General features: G+C 55.5%; 23 protein-coding genes. 3 read left to right on the forward strand and 20 right to left on the reverse strand.

Annotated features, from left to right (window positions below; translation table 11 throughout):
• Nucleotides 1–7: 7 nt before the first annotated feature.
• The 4 genes from ACZ1HV_RS10275 to cysG are packed head-to-tail and all read right to left on the reverse strand — an operon-like array spanning nucleotide 8 to nucleotide 4254.
• Complete coding sequence (locus tag ACZ1HV_RS10275; protein ID WP_472718004.1) at nucleotides 8–769, reverse strand: phosphoadenylyl-sulfate reductase; 762 nt, start codon at nucleotides 767–769, stop codon at nucleotides 8–10.
• Nucleotides 756–2414: a nitrite/sulfite reductase gene (locus ACZ1HV_RS10280; RefSeq protein WP_298960223.1), complete on the reverse strand. Its 1659-nt coding sequence runs from the start codon at nucleotides 2412–2414 to the stop codon at nucleotides 756–758. The genes ACZ1HV_RS10275 and ACZ1HV_RS10280 overlap by 14 nt, the downstream gene beginning before the upstream one ends.
• A gap of 55 nt (nucleotides 2415–2469) precedes the next feature.
• A complete protein-coding gene (locus tag ACZ1HV_RS10285; RefSeq protein ID WP_298821022.1) occupies nucleotides 2470–2769 on the reverse strand; it encodes a DUF2849 domain-containing protein in 300 nt (99 codons plus the stop codon).
• Between the two features lie 21 nt (nucleotides 2770–2790).
• Entirely contained in the window at nucleotides 2791–4254 is a 1464-nt protein-coding gene (gene cysG, locus ACZ1HV_RS10290) for a siroheme synthase CysG (protein WP_472718005.1), read from the reverse strand.
• Nucleotides 4255–4541: 287 nt separating this feature from the next.
• On the opposite strand from cysG, the gene ACZ1HV_RS10295 reads away from it, so the two are divergent.
• Together ACZ1HV_RS10295 and ACZ1HV_RS10300 are read left to right on the forward strand one after the other, a co-directional pair.
• Nucleotides 4542–5042, forward strand: coding sequence for an invasion associated locus B family protein (locus ACZ1HV_RS10295; protein ID WP_298960235.1), 501 nt, complete (start codon nucleotides 4542–4544; stop codon nucleotides 5040–5042).
• A 130-nt stretch (nucleotides 5043–5172) separates the two neighbouring features.
• Nucleotides 5173–6264, forward strand: coding sequence for a hypothetical protein (locus ACZ1HV_RS10300; RefSeq protein WP_298984757.1), 1092 nt, complete (start codon nucleotides 5173–5175; stop codon nucleotides 6262–6264).
• 109 nt (nucleotides 6265–6373) lie between these two features.
• Here ACZ1HV_RS10300 and ACZ1HV_RS10305 read toward each other — a convergent pair whose 3' ends face one another.
• The 10 genes from ACZ1HV_RS10305 to ACZ1HV_RS10350 form a co-directional block, all read right to left on the reverse strand.
• Nucleotides 6374–7882, reverse strand: coding sequence for an aldehyde dehydrogenase (NADP(+)) (locus ACZ1HV_RS10305; protein ID WP_472718006.1), 1509 nt, complete (start codon nucleotides 7880–7882; stop codon nucleotides 6374–6376).
• A gap of 9 nt (nucleotides 7883–7891) precedes the next feature.
• Nucleotides 7892–8347, reverse strand: coding sequence for a deoxycytidylate deaminase (locus tag ACZ1HV_RS10310; protein WP_298821034.1), 456 nt, complete (start codon nucleotides 8345–8347; stop codon nucleotides 7892–7894).
• A 133-nt stretch (nucleotides 8348–8480) separates the two neighbouring features.
• Nucleotides 8481–9221 carry a dihydrodipicolinate synthase family protein gene (locus ACZ1HV_RS10315; protein WP_472718007.1) on the reverse strand — a complete coding sequence of 247 codons (741 nt, stop codon included), beginning with the start codon at nucleotides 9219–9221 and terminating at the stop codon, nucleotides 8481–8483.
• Complete coding sequence (locus ACZ1HV_RS10320) at nucleotides 9221–9568, reverse strand: 4Fe-4S dicluster domain-containing protein (protein WP_298960246.1); 348 nt, start codon at nucleotides 9566–9568, stop codon at nucleotides 9221–9223. Before ACZ1HV_RS10320 ends, ACZ1HV_RS10315 begins: the two co-directional genes overlap by 1 nt.
• A 4-nt stretch (nucleotides 9569–9572) precedes the next feature.
• On the reverse strand, nucleotides 9573–10346 hold the full coding sequence (locus ACZ1HV_RS10325; RefSeq protein ID WP_298960247.1) for an enoyl-CoA hydratase/isomerase family protein: 774 nt from the start codon (nucleotides 10344–10346) through the stop codon (nucleotides 9573–9575).
• Nucleotides 10343–11509, reverse strand: a complete 1167-nt coding sequence (locus tag ACZ1HV_RS10330) for a CaiB/BaiF CoA transferase family protein (protein ID WP_472718008.1) — start codon at nucleotides 11507–11509, stop codon at nucleotides 10343–10345. Before ACZ1HV_RS10330 ends, ACZ1HV_RS10325 begins: the two co-directional genes overlap by 4 nt.
• 11 nt (nucleotides 11510–11520) lie before the next feature.
• Complete coding sequence (locus ACZ1HV_RS10335; RefSeq protein ID WP_298821043.1) at nucleotides 11521–12888, reverse strand: FAD-dependent oxidoreductase; 1368 nt, start codon at nucleotides 12886–12888, stop codon at nucleotides 11521–11523.
• A 50-nt stretch (nucleotides 12889–12938) separates the two neighbouring features.
• Nucleotides 12939–13742 carry an ABC transporter permease gene (locus ACZ1HV_RS10340; protein ID WP_298821045.1) on the reverse strand — a complete coding sequence of 268 codons (804 nt, stop codon included), beginning with the start codon at nucleotides 13740–13742 and terminating at the stop codon, nucleotides 12939–12941.
• Nucleotides 13742–14530, reverse strand: coding sequence for an ABC transporter ATP-binding protein (locus tag ACZ1HV_RS10345; RefSeq protein WP_298960741.1), 789 nt, complete (start codon nucleotides 14528–14530; stop codon nucleotides 13742–13744). Before ACZ1HV_RS10345 ends, ACZ1HV_RS10340 begins: the two co-directional genes overlap by 1 nt.
• A gap of 10 nt (nucleotides 14531–14540) precedes the next feature.
• Nucleotides 14541–15572 carry an ABC transporter substrate-binding protein gene (locus ACZ1HV_RS10350; protein WP_472718009.1) on the reverse strand — a complete coding sequence of 344 codons (1032 nt, stop codon included), beginning with the start codon at nucleotides 15570–15572 and terminating at the stop codon, nucleotides 14541–14543.
• 136 nt (nucleotides 15573–15708) lie between these two features.
• Between ACZ1HV_RS10350 and ACZ1HV_RS10355 the strand changes: the two genes are divergently transcribed.
• Nucleotides 15709–16614 carry a LysR family transcriptional regulator gene (locus tag ACZ1HV_RS10355; RefSeq protein WP_298821049.1) on the forward strand — a complete coding sequence of 302 codons (906 nt, stop codon included), beginning with the start codon at nucleotides 15709–15711 and terminating at the stop codon, nucleotides 16612–16614.
• Between the two features lie 46 nt (nucleotides 16615–16660).
• On the opposite strand, the gene ACZ1HV_RS10360 is transcribed toward ACZ1HV_RS10355, so the two are convergent.
• The 6 genes from ACZ1HV_RS10360 to ACZ1HV_RS10385 all read right to left on the reverse strand — a co-directional run bounded on the left by ACZ1HV_RS10360 (nucleotide 16661) and on the right by ACZ1HV_RS10385 (nucleotide 20851).
• Nucleotides 16661–17101 (reverse strand): DUF3995 domain-containing protein, encoded by a 441-nt coding sequence (locus ACZ1HV_RS10360; protein WP_472718010.1) that lies wholly within the window; start codon nucleotides 17099–17101, stop codon nucleotides 16661–16663.
• Nucleotides 17102–17103: 2 nt separating this feature from the next.
• Nucleotides 17104–17553 carry an SRPBCC family protein gene (locus tag ACZ1HV_RS10365; protein WP_472718011.1) on the reverse strand — a complete coding sequence of 150 codons (450 nt, stop codon included), beginning with the start codon at nucleotides 17551–17553 and terminating at the stop codon, nucleotides 17104–17106.
• Nucleotides 17550–17795, reverse strand: a complete 246-nt coding sequence (locus ACZ1HV_RS10370; RefSeq protein ID WP_472718012.1) for a hypothetical protein — start codon at nucleotides 17793–17795, stop codon at nucleotides 17550–17552. The genes ACZ1HV_RS10365 and ACZ1HV_RS10370 overlap by 4 nt, the downstream gene beginning before the upstream one ends.
• A gap of 80 nt (nucleotides 17796–17875) precedes the next feature.
• Nucleotides 17876–18166, reverse strand: a complete 291-nt coding sequence (locus ACZ1HV_RS10375; protein ID WP_472718013.1) for a putative quinol monooxygenase — start codon at nucleotides 18164–18166, stop codon at nucleotides 17876–17878.
• Nucleotides 18167–18282: 116 nt separating this feature from the next.
• Nucleotides 18283–19191, reverse strand: a complete 909-nt coding sequence (locus tag ACZ1HV_RS10380; RefSeq protein ID WP_472718014.1) for a helix-turn-helix domain-containing protein — start codon at nucleotides 19189–19191, stop codon at nucleotides 18283–18285.
• A 277-nt stretch (nucleotides 19192–19468) separates the two neighbouring features.
• The gene (locus tag ACZ1HV_RS10385) at nucleotides 19469–20851 is read right to left on the reverse strand and encodes a S41 family peptidase (RefSeq protein WP_472718015.1); all 1383 of its coding nucleotides are present in this window, start codon (nucleotides 20849–20851) and stop codon (nucleotides 19469–19471) included.
• Nucleotides 20852–20896 lie beyond the last annotated feature (45 nt).

The following is a 20896-nucleotide window of genomic DNA, read 5'->3' on the forward strand; positions in this document are numbered from 1 at the left end:
GCAACTTTCAGATGCCGCTACCGTCAATTTCCTTGCCATGTGTTGGCCAATGAATGCCGCATTCCGTCTTGTCCTGGCCGCGCCATCGCCCCGCACGCGGGTCTTCGCCCGGTGCGACCTTGCTGGTGCAAGGGAGACAACCGATCGAGGGATAGCCCTGCGCGACCAGTGGATGTGGCGGCAGATCGTGAGACCGTGCGTAGTCCAGAACCTCGGCTGCAGTCCAGTCGGCAAGCGGATTGACCTTCACCCGGCCATCATCGATTTCAAACGTGTCGAGACTGGAGCGTGTGGAGCTCTGATGACGCTTGCGACCTGAGATCCAGGATCCAAATCCGTTCAATGCCCGTTCCAGCGGTACGACTTTGCGCATGTGGCAGCAGGCGTCGGTATCAGTCATCCAGAGCATTCCGGCCGGGTCGCTTTTGGCAAGGTCCTCCGGCAAGGGTTTATGCGTCCGCACTTCGGTCAGGCCCAGTTTCTCGACCAACTCCTCGCGATAGAGGAGCGTTGCCGGGAACAGCTTGACCGTGTCGACAAAAAGAACCGGTGTTGATGGATCGATCTGCGCGACCATGTGCAAAAGCACCGCTGAATCCGCACCGAAGCTGGAGACCATTGCGATATCACCGGCAAACTGATGCCGGATGGAAGACATCAGGATCTCCTGTGCCGTCGCGTCCTCAAACTGGGCATTCAGTGTGGCAACTTCCGCCTGAAGGCCCAGCTCCGGATCAACACCGAGGTTGAAGGTCTCATGCAGCCCCATAAAGAGCCTCCTTGAAAGGTGCCTCCCCGACCCGGCGATAGGCCTCCAGGAAGGTTTCCTCTTTGCCTGAACGCAGGCCGACATAGGTGTCGACGAGCTTTTCAATCGCGTCGACCACTTCATCGGACGAAAAACCGCGTCCGACGATTTCTCCGATGGACGCATTCTCGTTCGCGGACCCGCCAAGCGTGACCTGGTAGAATTCCTCGCCTTTCTTCTCAAGACCGAGAATGCCGATATGGCCAACGTGGTGATGGCCACAGGCGTTGATGCAACCGGAGATCTTGATCTTCAGCTCACCGATTTCCGCCTGACGTTCAGCGGCGCCAAAACGCTCTGAAATACGCTGCGCCACCGGAATGGAGCGGGCAGTAGCCAAAGCACAGTAGTCCATACCTGGGCACGCGATGATATCGGTGACGAGGCCAGCATTTCCCTCTGCGATCTCGGCAGCCACGAGCTGATCGAACAGCGCTGGAAGATCATCCAGTTTCACATGCGGAAGAATGACATTCTGCTCATGGGAAATGCGAATTTCGTCCTGTCCGTATTTCTCGGCAAGGTCTGCAATCACGTCCATCTGCGCATCAGATGCATCGCCCGGTATGCCGCCGATTGGTTTCATGGACAGCGTCACCGATGTGTAGCCAGGTACCCGGTGCGGGTTCAGGTTATGTGCCGCGAATTGCGCAAAAGCTGCGTCGGACGCTTTGCGAGCTTCCACCGTATGAGATGTCGACGCGCCGACTTCAAGCGGCGGTGGTGCGAAATAGGCTTCGATCCGCCGAACTTCCTCATCTGGCAGACGCAGCACTCCGAATCGGATCTTTTCGAATTCCGCTTCGATGTCGGCCTTCAGCTCATCCAGTCCGGTTTCATGAACCAGGATCTTGATACGCGCCTTGTACTTGTTGTCCCGGCGACCGTAGCGGTTATAGACACGCAGGATCGCTTCGGAATAGGCCAGCAGGTCCTCTTCAGGCAGGAAGTCGCGCACTTTGCGGCCAATCATGGGCGTGCGGCCGAGGCCACCGCCAACGAAGACAACAAAGCCGATCTCACCCTCAGCGTTCCGCGCCAGTTGCAAGCCGATGTCATGTACCTGGACGGCGGCACGATCATTGGGGGCACCTGTGATCGCGATCTTGAACTTGCGCGGCAGGAACGAGAATTCCGGATGCAACGAGGACCACTGACGCAAGATTTCCGCGTAAGGGCGCGGATCTGCAATCTCGTCAGCAGCAGCGCCTGCGAAGTGATCTGCGGTCACATTGCGAATGCAGTTGCCCGACGTCTGGATTGCGTGCATCTCCACTTCGGCCAACTCTTCCAGGATTTTTGGCGTGTCTTCCAGCTTTGGCCAGTTGAACTGAATGTTCTGACGTGTGGTGAAATGGCCATAGCCCTTGTCGTAGGTCCGGGCGATGTGGGCAAGCTTGCGCATTTGCCGGCCGTTAAGGGTGCCGTAAGGGATCGCGACCCGCAGCATGTAGGCATGTAGCTGAAGATAAAGGCCATTCATCAAACGAAGCGGCTTGAACTCGTCTTCACTGAGTTCTCCGGCCAGGCGGCGGCGCACCTGGTCCTTGAATTGCTCAGTGCGCTGGTTGACGAAGCTGGCATCGAATTCATCGTAACGGTACATCTTCTTGCTCCTGGTTGGGCGCAGCCGTTTCAGGCGCTGCCCTTCTAAGTTCTTGTCAAACGGATACGGCTTGCGCCTGTTTGCCAAAGTCCGGATGGGTTGTTGGGCCGGCTGCGCGGATTTTTTCGCGCAAGCGGACCGGGACGATCACACCTTCTTCAACCGTCACGTCCATTTCGTAGACACCGACGACTTCCTGGTTTTTTTCACTTTCTGCTCCTTGAGAGAGCCCCTCGGCAACGGCGTCCTTGCCTTCAAAGACCTTGGCCAGAGTGATCCGCTCGACCCAGCCCCGGTTGTCTCCAAGCCAGACGACATCGCCATTCAAAAGACGGTTGGCAGTTATGACTTTCATTGCGTCCACTCTCTTCAACAATCAGGCTGCGGCGAACCGGGCTGTATCTTGCAGCGCCAGCGGTTCGGCGTTTTCCAAAGCGGCGTGCCCAACGGCTTCACCGATGACAATCAGGACCGGTCCGTCGATCTCGGTGCGGTTCGAAAGAACAGCGAGTTCGGACAAGTTTCCGGCAAACTGGCGCTCGTCCGGATGGGCGGCGTTTTCGATGACCGCAACCGGGGTTTGAGCATTCATGCCAGCCGAAATCAGTTTGGCTGCAACGGCAGCTGACACGGTTCGCCCCATGTAAACGGCAACGGTTGCACCCTTCAGCGCCAATCCGGCCCAGTCCGGAAGCGTTTCGGATTTCGCGTTATGGCCCGTTGCAAACACCAGATTGGAAGCCACACCACGCAAGGTCAGCGGAATCTGCGCAGAGGCAGCCGCCGCAAAGGCAGCAGTCACGCCGGGGACAACCTCAAAACCGATCTCATTTTCGCGTAGCGCGTCCATTTCCTCAGCTGCGCGTCCGAATATCATCGGATCACCGGCTTTCAGACGAACGACCTTTTGGCCGCTGCGGCCAAGCTCAACCAGCAAATCGCATATCTCGCTCTGGCGTACTGAATGGGCCCCCTTGCGCTTGCCAACTGAAATCCGCTCCGCATCCCGGCGGCCCATGGCAATGACACCTGCCGGCACGAGCGCATCATGAACAATAACGTCTGCTTCCTGCAGCAAGCGCTGCGCTCGCAAAGTCAGAAGGTCTTCAGCGCCGGGGCCTGCGCCCACCAGCCAGACGAACCCGGGCTCGTCGGCCATGCTGTTCAAAAGGCGCTGTGCCTCAGATCTGGCAACACCTGCCTTGCCGGCATAAAGGTTTGCAGCAACAGACCCGGAAAAGAAACGCGCCCAGAAACTGCGGCGCAGTGCACCATCGCGAATAACCTTCGTCGCAGCATCCCGAAAGCTTTCGGCAAGCCGCGCCAAGTCGCCGGTCGCACGTGGCAGCATGGCTTCGATACGCGCACGAATATGACGGGAGAGTACCGGTCCGACGCCAGTCGAAGTAATCGCAACTGCGATCGGCGCGCGATTGACAAGTGCGCCGGTGTAAAAATCGCAAAGCTCCGGTTTGTCGACGGCGTTAACCGGAACGCCCATGATGCGCGCCGCATCAACCACCGCCTTGTCCAGCGCCCAGTCCTCCCGCGCCGAAAACACAAGCGCAGCGCCGTTCAAATGCACGGGGCGGAATTCTTCACTGACGTGCTCCGCACCAAAACGCTCAATAGCTTCTTCAAGATCGGCTTCGACCAAGGCGGAGATGACGACAATACGTGCATTGGTTTCGCCCAGCAGACGAACTTTCGCCGCAGCCTCCGCTCCGTGCCCAACCACAAGCACACGCTGCCCGGCGACCTTCATGAAGGTCGGGAACACGTCGAGCCGATCTTCCGGCTTTTTGCGTGATTTCGATGTGCTGGTCAGGCTCGTGGCCATCTTCAGGGTCTCCAATCCCAGTTTGATGGCCTTAATGTAATGGGTGCTTGCCAGGTACACCGGGCACCGGTTTTCAAAGCTATCCCGTCAAGCGGAATAGTTTTTTGCCAAATCCCTGTTTCACCGACTTCAATTCCTGAATGAAGTGAATAGCATGCGGATTTCGTATCGTTTCAGTATCTTTGAGACCGTTTAAAGCCAAGCATTCAACCAATAATGGGTGACGCGAAACGCGTGAGCGGTTATGGAATGTGCCGGGCGCGTTCAATCCGACAAAGCAGACTCAAATGCCTCATTTCAAAATGAAACTCTTTCTTGCCGCAACGCTTTTTGGAGCAACTCTCGCAGGTCATGGCTCCGCTCAGCAACAGGGCCAGGACGGCCTCTGGCAAACGCGTTGCGCAGGTTCCGCACGCGTCCTCGAAGCATTGGTGTGCGAAGCCACACAAAGCATTCGGGTGAAGGAAAGCGGACAGCTTCTTTTCAAAGTGGACATTGTTTATCCCGCCCAAAAGGCATCGCCCGTGCTGCAAATGCAAGCCCCGCTCGGCTTCTACCTACCCGGCAAGGTTAAGCTGGCTGTGGATGGAACCGCACTTGGCGAGCTTGATGTCGGGACATGCGATCAACGGGGATGCTTTTTGAATATTGAAGCAACACCTGAGATGATTGAAACCATGAAAGCCGGCGCCAACCTGGAAATCGATTTTGCTCCGAGCGCCGAGCGGCGGCAGAAAATCAATGTTCCGCTGACCGGGTTCACACGGGCAATGGAGGCGATCCAATAGGGTCTCCCGAAAATTCCCTAACCGGAACGCAGGATCCTTGCTTTCTTGAAGCCGCAGCGGAATTCGCTTAGCCTTTCCAAGACACTGACTGCTCCGCTTTTCGCGAAGCAGTGTTTTGGTGGGGGGATTGATGCGACTGTTTCATCTGCTGGCCATTGCCGGCGCTATCATATTGTCTGGCACTGGTATTGCGGCAGCCGCCATCGTTGAAAACTTTCGGCTTGGCGGGTGGAACGGCAGCGCTTTTACCGAAGACGACAGCGGAAGGTTTTCCACCTGCGTTGCATCGGCAACCTACAAAAGCGGCATCACGCTCTATGTGCAGGTTGATACGAGCTACAGTTGGGCAATAGGTTTTTCCGCTCCCCATTGGGACATGGAAGTCGGTTCGGACATTCCCCTCCAATACCGCATTGACAGAGGCGGCTGGCAAAGCGGTGTCGCAAAGGCGACTTCCAAAGACCTGGCGCGTATGCAAATGCCCCAGGGCGGCTACATCATCACCCGCTTTCGCCGCGGCAGAACACTCTATGTCTATGACGGTACCTATAATTACGAATTCCGGCTGACGGGAACATCCAGGCTGATGGCCCGTCTTGCAAAATGTGTCGAGCAGAATATTGCCCGGTATGGCGCAGCTCCGGGTACAGGCAATACTGCAGCAGCGGCCCCCTCTAGTGGCCTGGGTCAAAAACCCGTAGCCCAGGGTTCAGCACCAACAAACACAGTTTCTGACCCACAGCTCGCGGTGGAGGCGACCCAGGCGCTCTTCAACTTCATGGGAAGCGCGGGACTCTCTGGACTGAAGCTCATTCCCGATGGGCAGCGTGAAGAGGACCTGAATGGTTTGCATGCTGTTGCCGCCAATGATGCACGCACTGTGGTTGCGCATATTTTTTCGCCCGGCAGCTATCAGTCGGAAGAGGAATTGATGTCTCTGGTGGTCGCAGACAGCCAGAAGTCTTGCACAGACGGCAGTTTCTCCTCCGGCACCGAACGGCTGACTGAAAGTGGCAAGGATCTCTACACAAGTTATGCCAATTGCGAGGCAGGCGACTTTCAGCTGATTGAACGGGTGGCAATCGTCAAGAGAAATTCCGGCGGCATCTTTGTCTATGGTGTCGCCGATACCTATGTCGGCGAAGGCGGTGGCGCACCGGTATCTCCTCCGGAACTGACCGATCCGGATTTTTACGCGGCTGCAGCCGAAGCTGCCAACTAGGCCGCCGAACGGCCACCTTGTCCCGCATCACACTTCCAATCCGGTCGTCGGCAGACATCAGTGACTTATCGAAGGCAATCCGAAGATTGCCCTCGACATACAATCGAAATCAGTTTTGCAAATCTTCAGGCAGTATGTCCGCCGGGATGTTTTGATAACAAACCGGACGCAGAAAACGCCGGATAGCCAATGTTCCGACCGAGGTCGCACCGAAGTTGGTTGAAGCCGGATAGGGCCCGCCATGAACCATGGCGTCACAGACCTCAACCCCGGTCGGGAACCCGTTGGCGAGCACGCGGCCCGCTTTTCGCTCTAGAATTGGCAGAAGCTTTTTCGCAATGTGCGTGTCCTGCGCATCCATGTGAAGCGTACAGGTGAGTTGACCTGTCAGGCTTTTTGCGACCGCGAGCATTTCATCCAGATCACGCGCAACAACAACGATGCCGAGCGGTCCAAACACTTCTTCCCTCAGGTCTTTAGTATTTAGCCACACGTCTGCAGGTGCAGACAAAAGGCACGGCGATGCCTGTCGCTGATCGTTCCCGGAAGAAACCAGCACCTCTACGTTCGCATGCGCAGACATACGTTCGCACCCTGCAGAAAAGGCCTTTGCTATGCCGTCTGTCAGCATGGTTTGTGGTGCAACTGCCCCAAGTGCCTCGATTGCGGATTTTGCGAAAGTGTCCGCTTCAGCTCCGTCAAGAACGACAGCGACACCAGGGTTCGTGCAGAACTGCCCGGCACCCTGCGTGAGGGAGACGGCCCAGTTTCGAGCAATCTCCACGCCTCGGTTCGTCAGGGCATTCGGCAAAACAAACATCGGATTGGTTGAGCCCAGTTCGCCGAAGAACGGGATCGGATCCGGTCGCTGAGCGCACAGATCGAAGAGTGCACGGCCACCCCTTAGGGATCCAGTGAAACCGACTGCCGCTATCAGTGGGTGTTTGACCAGTGTTTCACCAACGATGCGTCCGCCATCGTGCACCATACTGAAAACACCGGGATGCACACCGGTTTCGCGAACGGCTGCATCAAAAGCCTGCGCAATCAGTGCTGAAAGGCCGGGATGAGCCGGGTGACCCTTGACGACAACCGGACATCCTGCAGCCAATGCCGAAGCCGTGTCGCCGCCTGCGACAGAGAAAGCCAACGGGAAATTTGATGCTCCAAAGACAGCGACGGGTCCAATGGGTCTCTGCATGAGCCTAAGATCAGGTCGCGGCAATGGGCTGCGGTCAGGCAGCGCCGTCTCATGACGTCGGTCGAGGCAATCACCGGCTTCGATGTGATCGGCAAAGAGCCTGATTTGGGCGACAGTCCTGCCACGCTCGCCTTCAAGACGCGCTTCGGGCAAACCCGTTTCCTTCATCCCCATCGCCGTTATGTCCGCACCCAGCGCCTCAATCTGCAATGCAACCGCGCGTAAAAAGGCTGCGCGTTTTGCAGGCGCTGAGTATCCGTAGCTCCAAAATGCTTCTTCGGCAGCCTCACAGGCTTTGGAAACCATCTCCGGTGTGCCGACCGCAAACTGGTCGGCTTGGCCAGTTACCGGTTCATTCTGGAACACTTCATCCGATGCGAGCCACTCTCCAGCGACCAGCGACTGAGTTCTATACATATTCAAACCTCACTTGAATTCCGTCACCTGAACACCGGCTTCGCGAAGCATCTGCTGCGACACCTGGAAACTGTAATCGAGTGCGCCATCCGCAATTGGTATTGGCGGCGCGACGATATGGGAAATACCTGCCTGAATGATCGCACGTCCACAATCGGCGCAAGGAAACCTGTTCACGTACAAGATACACCCCGACAGGCAGATGCCGGCTCGAGCAGCGTTGTAGATTGCGTTCCGCTCCGCGTGCTCGAACCAGAAGAATTTCTCTCCGTTTTCCCGAACAAATCGTGCCGGCTCAGAGGCCAGAACTCCGCGCGGGAACCCGTTGTAGCCGGTAGAACGAATTTCATGTCCATCGGGCGATGCAACAACGCATCCAACCTGGAAATCCGGGTCTTCCGACCAGGTCGCAACATGGTCACACAGACCCATGAACCGCTGTGTCCATATCATTTCATCCGCCATGGTCATGCATCCCGGCCAAGGCCTTCTTGCAGAGCCTTTCCCGCATCCTCAGCAAGAGGCAAGAACGGAGGCAGTACCCGCTTCCAGTCTTCATTTCCGGATCGGGCCGCAACGAGATACTTGATGCTGGAGATCAGCCTGGGACCGGCAAGCAGGGCACGTTGCCTGTCCATGGCTTCACAAACTGTTTCTGGCGGATCGGTTCGTTTTTCCAGACCTGCGCGGCAAGAACCGCGGTTACATTTACGCTGGCTGAAATACAACCAGCATAGCCATTGGACGAAGCAACACGCAGCGCAGTTTCCGAACTTGGGAAGACCTGCATTGACGGAACCGCCGCGACAATCTGATTGCAGTAATCGAGATCTCCTGAGGAATCCTTTATTCCGGTAAAACGTTCAGGCACCTGGGCCGCCAGGCCGGCAATAAGATCGACCGGAATGGTGAGGCCGGTCATTTGAGGAAAGTTATAGAAATAGACCTGGATTTTCCGGTCACCCAGGGCCGCGTGCAGCGCCATATACCATGCTCCAAGACCTGCCGGGTCGACAGGTTTGTAGTAGTAAGGGGGAAGCACTAGTGCGATCGGATATCCCAGATCGTCCGCATGACTGGTAAGCGTAATTGTTTCCTGCAGCGATGGTGTTCCTGTTCCGACCATCAGCCTTTCCTTAGGGCAGACCTCTGCTGCCCACGCCATAACTTCTTTCCTGCAAACAGTGTTCAGAGAATTGGCTTCGCCTGTTGAGCCAAGAATATTCAAACCATTACAGCCGTTCTGGAGCAACCAGGTACAATGCTCGAGAAACGGTTCGCGAAGCGGCGATAGGGTCTCGTCCACTGGCGTTGGCACCGCTGCAATCACGCCTTCCATCACACCACCTCTTCTTTGGAATATCGCTTGGCAAGAACAGTCAACTCATCCGGATCCTTGAGCGGTTTATCGCCCTTCTTCCAGCCTCCGGGTTCTTCTACGGTGCCCGATCCGCCGAGAAATGCGGCCTCGTTCAACGCAAGGAACGGGCGTTGCTCATCCTCGACTTCATCTGCATAGCGGATCGCGTCCACCGGGCAGATGCTCTCGCACATTCCACACTCGATGCATTCGGTGGGGTGAATGTAAAACATCCGCTCGCCCTCATAGATGCAATCGACGGGGCATACCGTTGTGCAGACACCGTCTTTGACATCAATACAGGTGCTGGTGATCACGAGCGTCATCCGCTCAGCATCCTTTCCAGACAGCAGCCCGCTTGTCGCGGAAAGCGGCAACACCTTCGTTCGCGTCTTCGGACAGGAGCGCGCTCTCAAGCTCTTCCACGGGATATTGAAAAGCGTCTTGCAACTGCATGTGCGCGGTTCTCCGCGACACAGCTTTGATCGCCCTCAGGCTCAACGGCGCACAGCTCAAAAGTTCGGCAGTCCATCGGTCGACTTCATCATCAAGATGTTCCGGCGCCACGACGGCATTCAAAAGCCCATACCGTTCCAGGTCCGGTGCAGGCACCAACCGGCCGGTCATCATCATGCCCATGGCAATGTTTCTGGGCAAAAGGCGCGGCAGCAGGACCATGCCGCCGTCAAGAGGGACACGGCCTACCTTGGCCTCGGGCAAACCAAACCGAGCGGTGCTGGAAGCAATCACAATGTCGCATCCCAGAACCATTTCCAGCCCACCGCCAAGAGCCAATCCATTGACCCGAGCGATCACCGGTGTCGACATTTGCCGAAGAGCAATTCCGGAAAAACCGGATGAACTGATGCTCTTCCAATATTCGACACCAGTCAGTCCTGTGTCCTCTTTCAAGTCGGCGCCTGCACAAAACGCCTTGTTCCCGGCACCAGTCAGAACAGCACAACGAATGTCGGGCCTGCTTTCAACTTCAGCCCAGATTTCGCCTAGTCTTCTATGGCTTGCCGTATCGACCGCATTCATGCGTTCCGGCCGATTCAGGGTCACATGGGCAACATGGCCGGAAACCTCAAACTCGACTGTCATTCCGCTGCCTCGTGCGACAAAAGAGCGGCCAGTTCCTGGAGCACTTCTTGCGTATGCTCGCCTAGGCGCGGCGGATGGCGGCGAATGGAAACCGGGGCTTCGCTCAGATGGACCGGGGACCCGGCCAGCGTGATGTCTCCAATCACAGGGTGTTCGATTGAATGAAGCATCCCGTTGATTTTGGTTTGTGGGTCGGCAAGGGCCTCACCCAATGAGCGCACAGGCGCGCACAGGAGATCCTGTGCCTCAAGCCGCTGCAGCCAGTGTTCGCAGGTGTTGCCGGCTATGGCTTCCCGAAATCGCTTCTGCAGATATGGTTTGTTCCGGCGTTGAATATCGAGGGTCGGATAGTCAGGCGAGAGATCTTCGATCTCCAGTGCAGTGCAAATGTCCTGCAGAGGATTTGCCTTGAACGCCCCGACAATCACGATCGCACCGTCACTCGTGTCGAAAACACCGGTCAGCGGCATGGCAGCCCAATTGAGCACTTCCCCGTGTTTCGACCATTGGGCCGCTTCCTGCATTTGCATGGCGATCATACTGTCGTAGAGCGAGACTTCGACCTTTTGGCCACGCCCCGTCTTTTCCCGCATCAACAGCGCTGCCAGAACTCCCTGAACAAGGTGCATGCCCGCTGAATAGTCACACAGCGTTGTCGGATATATGGATTTGGGGATCGACGGATCCTGAGTCTTCTCCATGACGCCGGTCATGGCCTGCGCCAACACATCCTGCCCACCCTTATGCGCGTATGGCCCGGTTGAACCAAATCCGGTTCCAGACGCACAGATGATCCTCGGATTTACCTTGGACAGAGCTTCGTAGCCAAAGCCCAGCCGATCCATCACGCCGGCGCGGAAATTGTCGACGACCACGTCAGCGGTCTTGACCAGATCCAGGACGTGTTGATGACCCTCTGTCGACTTGGTGTCGATTTCGACCGACCGCTTGTTTCGGTTCAGCGAGGCGAAAACGGCGTTGTTCATCGCCTTTTCAGTTCGCTGACCGTAAAATCCGCGACTGAGATCACCAGCGCCAGGACGTTCGATCTTGATGACGTCTGCACCAAAATCACCCAGCGTCTGGGTTGCACAGGGACCGAGCATGACTTGTGTGAAGTCGATGACGCGAATGCCATCGAGTGGCATGATATTCTCTGACATGTAAGCCTCTGTTATTCCGCCGCGATATGATCTTCGATCAAGGCATTGGGCGACGGTCTGTCTCCAGGATCCGCGCCTTGCGCACGCATTTGTTTTTGGATCGCCTTGTGATCAACCATACGGAGCGGCGTGTCGCCGCTGAGTGCCAGCGAAACGGCAACCCCGGCCGCTTCGCCTTGTGCCATGCAAGGGGGAATTTCACGCGAAAGCTTTTGAGCATCACTTTCAACGGAATAATGCCGACCTGCCACGATCAGATTGTCGATGCCCTTGGGCAGCAGAGCACGGTAAGGAGTGTAATAGTCTCTGCCGCGGCACACCGTATCCTCAAAGTAACGGCGCGATTTCACATCGTCTTTGTTGACAACATATTCACCCTGCAAGAGCCTCGTCTGTCGGATTCCCATTTGCTCTGCAGCCCCCAGCATGCTTGCCTTTTCAAAACCAGGGATATTTTCTTTGGCAAAGTGGTAGAGCTTCATCATCCGCTCGCGGCCTTCAACCTCGGAGGCAACCATATGTTCCACCGACAGACCGTCATATCCGGGCATGTGCGGACAGTTGCACCAGACGACGCCGGGAATGGGGGTCTTGAGCCACCACATACCCCAGGCACCACCAATCCGGCGGCGAGCCTCGCGGTCTAGCTTCTTGTATTCTTCCGGATCTGAGAATTCGAAGGCGACTGCCTTGTCGGTGTCGACATTCGCCATGCGGAACACAGTCGTGACAATGTACTGCCCGTCAACGTATTCGGCACCGGCAGCCACACCGACATCCAGATCACCTGTTGCATCGACCACATATTTCGCCCTGATCGCCTGACGTCCCATCTTGGTCTGGGCGACAACACCTGTGATGCGCCCATTTTCCATCAGTACATCGGAGAACCAACTGTGCGTGCGCAAGTTGACCTTTGCTTCGATCACCATGTCCAGGCTGACCCGTTTCCAGGCATCCGGATCAAAGGCAACGGCATGGATAATGGGTTGTGGCATCATGGCCTTGTGGAAATCGATGCATCCCCAGCGAGACCACTTCTGCCACATTTCCCAATTCGTCTGGCATTCTTCAGATGGCGGATAGACGGCGGCGTCCTGACGCTCCATCCGGTCAACGAATTCGCTAACGATGCCCGTTGTTACGATTTCATTGCCTTCGTTGACCATGTCGTCCAGCACGAGCACCATACCTCCCGACGCCATGCCACCGAGGTGATGGTAGCGTTCGAGCAATGTTACCGAAGCGCCATTGCGGGCAGCAGATACGGCAGCAGCATGACCGGCTGGGCCTGCGCCGATGACAACGACATCACAATCAGCAACAACAGGGATTTGAGCCCCTTCCACCTGCACGGTGGTTGTATGACGTTCTGCCATAATTCTTGTTCCTTGTTTTATTGTCTCAACCCCTGGCGGCCTGTCGGGCACTACCAGCGAATGACAAGTTTCTCCGCGACCGAAACGGCGGTGAAAAGCAACACCGACAGACCGGAGGAAACGAAGACGGTTGCGTAGAGAAGCGGTGAGCGAAAATTGAACGTGCTGTCGATGATCAAGGCTCCAAGGCCAACATCGGCACCGATCCACTCACCAACGATTGCTCCGATGACACAGGTGGTCGCCGCGATCTTCAGGGCCGAGAACAAAAACGGCAGCGATGACGGCAATCTGATCTTCCAGAACACTTCTGATTTGGAAGCTGAAAGAATCCGCGCAAGTTCCAGGGTCTGCGGCGACACCGACTGCAGACCCCGGACCATGTTGACCAAGGTCGGGAAGAAGCATATCAGGGCTGCAATCACCACTTTTGCAGTCATGCCAGCACCGAAAATCAAGACGAGGATCGGCGCGATGGCAAGAATTGGAATGGTGTTGATGAACACGGCGATCGGGAAAAACGCCTTTTCGATTGTTCTGCTGTGAACAAATGCAACCGCAATCAGTATCGCCGCCAAATTGCCGACGACAAATCCGGAAAGGCTTTCGATCAACGTGGGCCAAAAATTCCTCAGCAGGAGCGCGGATTCGTCCTTGAACACCGCCAGAACATCGGTCGGCGCTGGAGCAATATAGGTTGGCACATCAAAAAACCTGACCCCCAGTTGCCATATGAGGAGCAAGGATATCGCCGTCCCGAGCGGGATCGCCACATTGCCGGCTCGTTGACGCACTTCCACGAGACGATCCGCCTTGTCTTCGTCAATTTCCGAAGAGATGTGTGCAAGAGACATCAGCACTCCTCCAGAAGTTGGCGAAGCCGACCGCAGTACCGGTTGAATTCCGGTGTCTCGCGTAAGGCAATTTCGCGTTTTGCGGGCAAATCGACGTTGATCACGTCCTTGACGCGCCCCGGGTTGGCCCGCAGCATCAGCACTTTTTGGCCGAGGAAGACCGCTTCCGGAATGGAATGCGTGACGAAAAGTATCGTAACGCCGGTTTCCTGCCAGATGTCCCGCAGCTGAAGGTTGAGGTGGTCACGGGTCATTTCATCAAGAGCACCGAATGGCTCGTCCATCAGCAGGAGCCTGGGCTTGCAAACCAGTGCACGGGCGATGGCTACCCGCTGACGCATACCGCCGGAAAGTTCATGCGGCAGGGCATCCTCACGCCCCTTCAAGCCGACCAAATCCAAAAGTTCACGTGGGTCCTTGTCGGATCGTGGTATCTTCGCGCCTCTCTTTCGACCGATCTCCAGAGGCAGTTCGACATTCTGAAGGGCGCTGCGCCAGGGCAGCAGCGTTGCGTCCTGAAAGACGAACGCGAACTCGCGCGCAAGTCGCGCCGCTTCCGTGGTCTTGCCGAGGATTTCGACATTGCCTTTGGCAGCCGGTACAAGATCCGAAACAAGACGCAACATCGTGGACTTGCCGCAACCCGAAGGTCCCAGAATGGTCCAGAATTCGCCTTCACCGATTTCAAGGCTGATGTTTTCAAGGGCGGTGAAACGACCAAACTTCACCGAGGCTCCGGACAGGCAGGCCGCAACACTGCGGCTTGCCAAATCCTGATGCGGGCGCATGTCCGCGACGTCAGCCAAATGTTGGACGGACATCTTTGGTGGCTTCTAGAATGTCCAAAGTCATAATGTCTGAGAGTTTCGGCGCACCGCTGGTAAACTGACCAAGGCTTTCGTAGGTATTGATCTGTTCTTGCCAGTTGTCCGTGGTCATGACACCCCATCCGCCAGCCTTGGTTTTGTCATTGAAGGAAAATCCAAGGACCAGATCGACAGCTTTCATTTCGCTGTCCTTGTCGAGGTTCGGATAACGTTCGACCAGCGCGTTCACACCCGCAGTCGGATCCTCGTAAACAGCACCCCAGCCTTTTGATATCGCACGGATGGCTGCTGCGACTTTGTCGCCATGCTCCTGGAGCACATCGTCTGTGGTGTAGTATGGATTGGCGTAAAGCTGGATACCTGCGTCCCAAAGCTTCATGTCGACACGCTCGTCACCAAGGACGGACAGTGCGCCGACATTGGTCTGCCACCCGGTTGCAACGTCAACCTGTCCGACCTTAAGAGGTGCCATGTCACCGCCCATGACCGACACTTCCACCTGATCTTCCTCAATTCCATTCTTGGCAAGCAGCGCCCGCAGCAAAATGCGCGCAGTTCCCTGGGTGGCAACCTTTTTGCCGACCAGGTCTTCCGGCTTGCGAACCGGATTGGCTTCCATCGAGAAGTAAGTGAACGGGTGTTGCTGATAACCCGCAGCGACACACTTTATCGGGAGACCCGCGGCCCGCGCCAACATCAGTGAAGGTGAGGACGAAATGGAACCGAAATTGTTGGCCCCCGAAGCGACCGAGGCAACGCCATCGATGTTTGGTCCGCCTGGAACAATCTCCAGTTCAAGTCCTTCGTCGGCGAAGTATCCCAACTTGTCGGCCATGACCTCGCCAAGAATTCCGTTTGATGCAAGCCAGCCAAGCTGCATCCTGATCTTAAAATCTGCCGCCTTTGCAGGTTCGATTGAAATGAATGTTCCTGTTGTCGCCAGTCCGGCGGCCGCGCCAATTCCCTGAAGAATGTGCCGGCGGTTTAGTCCCCTGTTCTTCATATTACCCGTCTCCTGGTAGGTGATATTTTGGTATCTCCCATTTTTCTTTTCAGCCTAGACGCGGGTGCTGCGTTGCAGATAGAACTAAGTTTTGCTCATAGCGATGCCTTTTTTGCATCGCCTGGAAAAAGACAACATGCACAGCAAGTTTTTGAACTACTTTGACGAAGTCGCAAGGCAAGGGTCCATACGCCGCGCCGCGGCAGTGCTGCACGTGTCTTCGTCATCGGTAAATCGCAAAATCCTCGACATAGAAGAACGATTGGGTGTCAAACTCTTTGACAGGCACGCAGAGGGAGTGGAGTTAACCGCTGCCGGGGTCGTGGTTTTGGAACACTGCCGAAAAACGATTTTTGACTATGAAAAAATCATGCATGTTGTGGCCGATATCCGCGAGATGCGCGCAGGCCACATAGATATCGCTTCACTCGATTCAGTTGCTTTGAGCTTGCTCCCGGCTGCCATAGACCAGTTCGCCAGGCAGTATCCGGACATTACCTATACAATCCAGACCGCACAGCCTGATGAAATCGTGCGAGCCGTGGCCGATGGTGTGGCAGGCATTGGAATATCCTTTTGCAACGACTTGCATCCGGGAATTCGGCTGCGAACTGAGAAGTCCGCACCGATCGGTGCAATCCTCAACAAGAACCATCCGCTAGCAGAGCGTGACGCACTGGAAATTGAGGATTTGTCTCCATTTCCATTGATCCGGTCATATGACGCGCTTGCAGAACGTTCACTGGTCAATCTCGCTCTTGCAGACAACAACATTCCGCTCAAGACTGCCTGCTTCACCAACTCGCTTCCGCTTGCGCGCTCCATGATCCTCAACGGCCATGGTATCGGTCTCTATTCCAAGATCGGATTCCTACATGAAATTGAAACCGGCAGTTTGAGATATCTGCCTCTGAAATCAAGTTTCCTGAAGGATCTGAAAATCGGACTGCTTATTCCCTCCCGCAGCAATCAAACGCCAATCGAAAATGCTCTATGCCGCATTTTGTCGAAGTCTCTCAGAATTCTTCGACTGGATTCCTAGTTTTCAATGGGGTGTTTCTGTCACGCCGGCATCCATCTTCAAAGTCTCAATCGGCCAGAAGAATGACGGCGCACGCCAACCCGAGTGCAATTATCAGCGGGTTGAAGAAACGACGATTGTAAGTGCGAAACGGTTCGACCTGGGGCATGGCGGACAGGCTCATGTAGCCAAGGCATCCGCGCAACAGGAAAACGGCTGTCTGAACAGCCAACAGCCAGAAAACCAGCTGATAGGGAAGCGGGCTTGGCAGAACCCTGGCATAGAAAAGCGGGAGAATAGCCGAAATCAGGATGGCGCTCGCCGCAACAATAGTGACACCGCATTTGGCGGTGGGACCAATTTTTGGATCGAGCCCGGGTCCTCCAACTGCCTGCGCCAGCAATTTTTCTGAATTGAAAGGCCACGGCGTCCCCAATGCCCATAAAAAATGCAACCCTGCGATTGGTGCAAGTATAGCTGTTACGATCAGGGCGAGACCACTCGTCATCTTTAACTCCCGCTGGACGACGTTTCGAGAATGTGAAGTCTGCGCGGGTGCCGTTGCCGGTACATGTATCGCGCCCACGCTGCAAACAGCGGTGTCAAAATCCCACCATCGATTTCGATTCGTTCGGTCAGTCGGCTTCCTGTCGGCGTTGTTGCAACAGACAGACTGTGCCGCCAGGTTTTCACACCTGCACCTTTCTCCTCTGACGTAAATTCCATCTTGGCATCGTCGAATTTTGCGACTTTCATTTCATATGGCTGGTAGGGAAGCCTGCCAAAAAGCGAAACTTCAACGCGCAAAACCTGTCCCAGGTGGATTTCACCGCCTGGCAGGTCACGAAAGGCCAAAAGGCCCTCCGTGACTGTCTTCAGGTGACCCAGGTCTGTTGCGACCTTCCACACGTCCCGCGCGGAAAAAGGATAGTCATGGACAAGTTCTACGCGTGTGGTCATTGGCCTCGGAGCTCTGGTTTTTGCAAGTTAGGTGTTCCGTCTTCCGTGCCGAGCCGATGCCAGAATGCCGTTGAAGCTCGCACAGATACCCATTCCTGCCAGATAGAAATGACACCGGTTTCGTCCATGTACCCAACCGCACGCATGCAGCCATGCATCTTTCGTAACCGGCCGAGCAGATCTGCGGCCTTGGCAAACGAACCGATGCGATCTCGTCGATAAACCGAGCAGCCCTGCGACACGCTCCTCTCCGAACACTCTGATGTCACGGTCGAATGGATTCTATTTGTTGAGGTTGGTATTGCTTCGGTTCCGTGGATCATCACATCACCAGCTTCTGATAGTAGGTTACCGAAGGCGGCCCCTCCATGAAGCCGAGCAGTGCTGCCATGAAACCCTTCTCCTCTATAAAGGCCAGATATGCCTGGTGATGTTCCCGGCTCATCCATTCTTCGTGAATGAGAAATGCGCGCGCGGCAGTGTCATAAAACAGCGTGACACTCAGTGCGCCATCGAAACCGCGCACATTTGAAAGATTGGCCTTCAAGAACTCCGAAAGCGCCTCGAATGCTCCGTCCCTTACGGTCATCTCGAGAGTTACCCATGTGGTCATCCGTGGTCTCCTTCACTGTGATGCTCACAGTATTTCCGTCCACATTGGTGCCGGATAGAAAACTCGCCGCGAAAATAGGGATTTTGAGGCGCTTTTTTCCCTGCTCCCCGACAAGTTCAGGCAAGACTCTGGCGCAGTTGCTTGGGTGTCTGCTGAAAACAGCTCTTGTAGGCCTTGATGAAATGAGACGTATCGGCGTAGCCCGCTGCGTGAGCTATATCGGAAATTGATAGGCGGCTGTTGACCACCATCTCATGGGCATGCTCCAGCTTCGCTCTTCGTAGCCAGACGCTTGGAGCTTCACCGAACTCCCGTTTGAAATCGCGTTGAAAGGCAGAAACTGACCGCCCTGAAAGGGTTGCGTAATCAGCAATAGAAAGGTCTGCCAAGGCATAAACGCGCATCAACTGCTTGATGTTCCGCCGGGAGCGTCCGGCATTCTCATTGGCGAGAAAACTTTGAAGCTGCCCCTTTCGATCATGCATATGCAAAAGAAACAGAACTTCCAGAAGCTTCGTTTTGACCAATGCAGGCGGTGACCGGACCGCGCCATAGACCTTGGGCAGTGCATCGATATAGGCCCGCAGGCTTGCGGACCCTTCAAACAGTGCTGTCCGGCTTTTGGAAGGGCGCCCACTTACCAGCGACGTCGCCTTCAAGAACTCGCCAATGACGGCGTCGTTGAAGAAGAACAACCATGCCTCCAGTGGCCCTTTTGCTGCTCGGAAATCCGAGACCATGTGATGGTGCCTGGGAAGCAGCAAAGTGTCACCGGGAGCAACGACCGTCTTCGCGCCGTCAGCATCAAAAAAGGTTTCCTGCCCTCGCAGGACATAAGCAAGACACGGTGCATTGGTGAAAAACTCCGTTCCAAAGGCATCCTTATCCAGCCACTTATGAAAAATTCCGGCCTGCCCTGCAGTCATGAAAGCCTTTGCGCCTGCAAACATGCGAAGACCTTCCGGAATGAGAAGGATGTTGTTTTCGCTCTCGTCAACGAGGCACTGTTGTTGTTCGCCTGTCATGGGGCCTGTCTCAGCTTCAGTGGATCGGTCCGCATCACGAACACTTGCGAGCAAAACATAACCATTGGTATGTTTTGCTCGCAAGTGCCGCCCAGGCGTCAAATCCGCACACCTGCTCCAAGTCTTTCTATCGCTGAGATCCGGTGAACTTACCGGCCAGAGGACGGTTTGACTGAGTTAATGAATGAAAATCAATCAGTGCAAGCGCGCTGAATGCCAACCATAAGCAGACACTCAGCGGCTTTTATGGCAGCTCGGATCAGAGCCCCAGAATTTTTCAGTTCCGGTTCGCCAGTTTCCTGATCAGGTTCGCATGTGCTTCAACGGGTGAAGCCTGATCAAAGACGGTCATTTCAACATCGGGCTCGATACCACGGCCTTCCCAGAAACGCCCGTCATTGTCCACGTGGACTTCATTGGCCAATGACAGATACCAGCCGTTCGGCAATGTCCGCCCGAGAACGTCAGATGCCGCCCCACGAGTGGCTTTGCCAATGTGCCTGACATTTGGAAGGGCACGCAGCGACAGCACAAGCACCTCGGCAGCACTGACCGTTATGTCACTTGTCAGAACATGGACCGGGCCTTCGAACCGGGTTCCGCTACTGGGCGTCAGCGTGACCACCGTGCGGGGTGACTTTTCAGCATCGGCAGCATATTTCGTGAAGGCTTGAACAGGTTCAGATGCAAAGCGTTCTGCTATTGCACGGGCAACAAATTCGTACCCTCCAAAGTGATTGTAGCCGCCGAAATTCGCGCTGAGATCAACGATGACGGACTGCACACCGGACGTCTGAAAGAACTGCATTATTTCTTCCATGATGGCATTGGTCGCCGCCATTTCCTCATCCGGTGACGCACCGCGCCGGTCATAGTATCCGACGGTCGCGAGCGCCAGGTAGCCCGTGTCGCCGTTCAACACGCCATATTGTATCCGTTGATTTCCAACGACCCGGCCTTGCCCGCCCAAAATGGTGTTTGGAATGCTGTCGTACCAAAGCGGTCCGAAAAACGCTTCGACTGCCTGTTTTTCAGAAACGCCTTTGTCCTTTGCGTCCTGAGACAACCGGCTAAGCGTATCACCAGGATAAGGTTCGAAACGGATGACCTCATTGTCGATCCTGGCAGTGAGATCGAGATGCCCGTCCTGCAGCGGAGACATCATTTGCCTGAACACCTCAAACAGCTGTTCATCCGTCATTTCAGGTTGGATTTTTTCCCGGGCGGACGCGATGGTCGACTGCCAGTCAACGCCATGAATGTCGTGGAAGGGATAGTTGTGTTGAAAAAACGCGGCAAACGCCTCGAAATTTGCTACAGGAGTGTTTTCTATCGACGTCTGACAGGTATCAGGTAGCGCCTCGAGCCGATCAGCGCGGATCTGATGTTGTGCAAATGGCAACGTCACAGTGGCGGTGTTTCTGTCCTTGGTCAGGACAAGCTTGCTGTTGCCGATCAAATCTACTAGCGCTTCGGCATCTCCGCTCTCTTCGATGCAGATGTCACCGGCAAATTGATAGAACTTGATATTGCCGTCTTGCACCTTTGCGATCGTGCCATAGCCGTCAGTCTGCCAGAGGCCGTTGAATTCAGGCGAAAGATCCGCGAATGCGGGCGCTGCATAGATTGCGGTTGCAAGAAATATGGGTAGTCGTTTCATAAAGCTTTCTCCGGTTGAGATTTCGCCGGATAGGCCTTTTTGGCG

The organism is Roseibium sp. JB4-4, assembly GCF_055693425.1.

Coding starts and splice junctions, on each gene's coding strand:
- ACZ1HV_RS10275 (WP_472718004.1), bottom strand. CDS start 769: ATGGGGCTGCATGAGACCTTCAACCTCGGTGTTGATCCGGAGCTGGGC.
- ACZ1HV_RS10280 (WP_298960223.1), bottom strand. CDS start 2,414: ATGTACCGTTACGATGAATTCGATGCCAGCTTCGTCAACCAGCGCACT.
- ACZ1HV_RS10345 (WP_298960741.1), bottom strand. CDS start 14,530: ATGCGCCCGCATCAGGATTTGGCAAGCCGCAGTGTTGCGGCCTGCCTG.
- ACZ1HV_RS10305 (WP_472718006.1), bottom strand. CDS start 7,882: ATGTATAGAACTCAGTCGCTGGTCGCTGGAGAGTGGCTCGCATCGGAT.
- cysG (WP_472718005.1), bottom strand. CDS start 4,254: ATGGCCACGAGCCTGACCAGCACATCGAAATCACGCAAAAAGCCGGAA.
- ACZ1HV_RS10350 (WP_472718009.1), bottom strand. CDS start 15,572: ATGAAGAACAGGGGACTAAACCGCCGGCACATTCTTCAGGGAATTGGC.
- ACZ1HV_RS10355 (WP_298821049.1), top strand. CDS start 15,709: ATGCACAGCAAGTTTTTGAACTACTTTGACGAAGTCGCAAGGCAAGGG.
- ACZ1HV_RS10315 (WP_472718007.1), bottom strand. CDS start 9,221: ATGGAAGGCGTGATTGCAGCGGTGCCAACGCCAGTGGACGAGACCCTA.
- ACZ1HV_RS10320 (WP_298960246.1), bottom strand. CDS start 9,568: ATGACGCTCGTGATCACCAGCACCTGTATTGATGTCAAAGACGGTGTC.
- ACZ1HV_RS10335 (WP_298821043.1), bottom strand. CDS start 12,888: ATGGCAGAACGTCATACAACCACCGTGCAGGTGGAAGGGGCTCAAATC.
- ACZ1HV_RS10325 (WP_298960247.1), bottom strand. CDS start 10,346: ATGACAGTCGAGTTTGAGGTTTCCGGCCATGTTGCCCATGTGACCCTG.
- ACZ1HV_RS10310 (WP_298821034.1), bottom strand. CDS start 8,347: ATGGCGGATGAAATGATATGGACACAGCGGTTCATGGGTCTGTGTGAC.
- ACZ1HV_RS10380 (WP_472718014.1), bottom strand. CDS start 19,191: ATGACAGGCGAACAACAACAGTGCCTCGTTGACGAGAGCGAAAACAAC.
- ACZ1HV_RS10295 (WP_298960235.1), top strand. CDS start 4,542: ATGCCTCATTTCAAAATGAAACTCTTTCTTGCCGCAACGCTTTTTGGA.
- ACZ1HV_RS10375 (WP_472718013.1), bottom strand. CDS start 18,166: ATGACCACATGGGTAACTCTCGAGATGACCGTAAGGGACGGAGCATTC.
- ACZ1HV_RS10330 (WP_472718008.1), bottom strand. CDS start 11,509: ATGTCAGAGAATATCATGCCACTCGATGGCATTCGCGTCATCGACTTC.
- ACZ1HV_RS10340 (WP_298821045.1), bottom strand. CDS start 13,742: ATGTCTCTTGCACACATCTCTTCGGAAATTGACGAAGACAAGGCGGAT.
- ACZ1HV_RS10365 (WP_472718011.1), bottom strand. CDS start 17,553: ATGACCACACGCGTAGAACTTGTCCATGACTATCCTTTTTCCGCGCGG.
- ACZ1HV_RS10360 (WP_472718010.1), bottom strand. CDS start 17,101: ATGACGAGTGGTCTCGCCCTGATCGTAACAGCTATACTTGCACCAATC.
- ACZ1HV_RS10285 (WP_298821022.1), bottom strand. CDS start 2,769: ATGAAAGTCATAACTGCCAACCGTCTTTTGAATGGCGATGTCGTCTGG.
- ACZ1HV_RS10300 (WP_298984757.1), top strand. CDS start 5,173: ATGCGACTGTTTCATCTGCTGGCCATTGCCGGCGCTATCATATTGTCT.
- ACZ1HV_RS10385 (WP_472718015.1), bottom strand. CDS start 20,851: ATGAAACGACTACCCATATTTCTTGCAACCGCAATCTATGCAGCGCCC.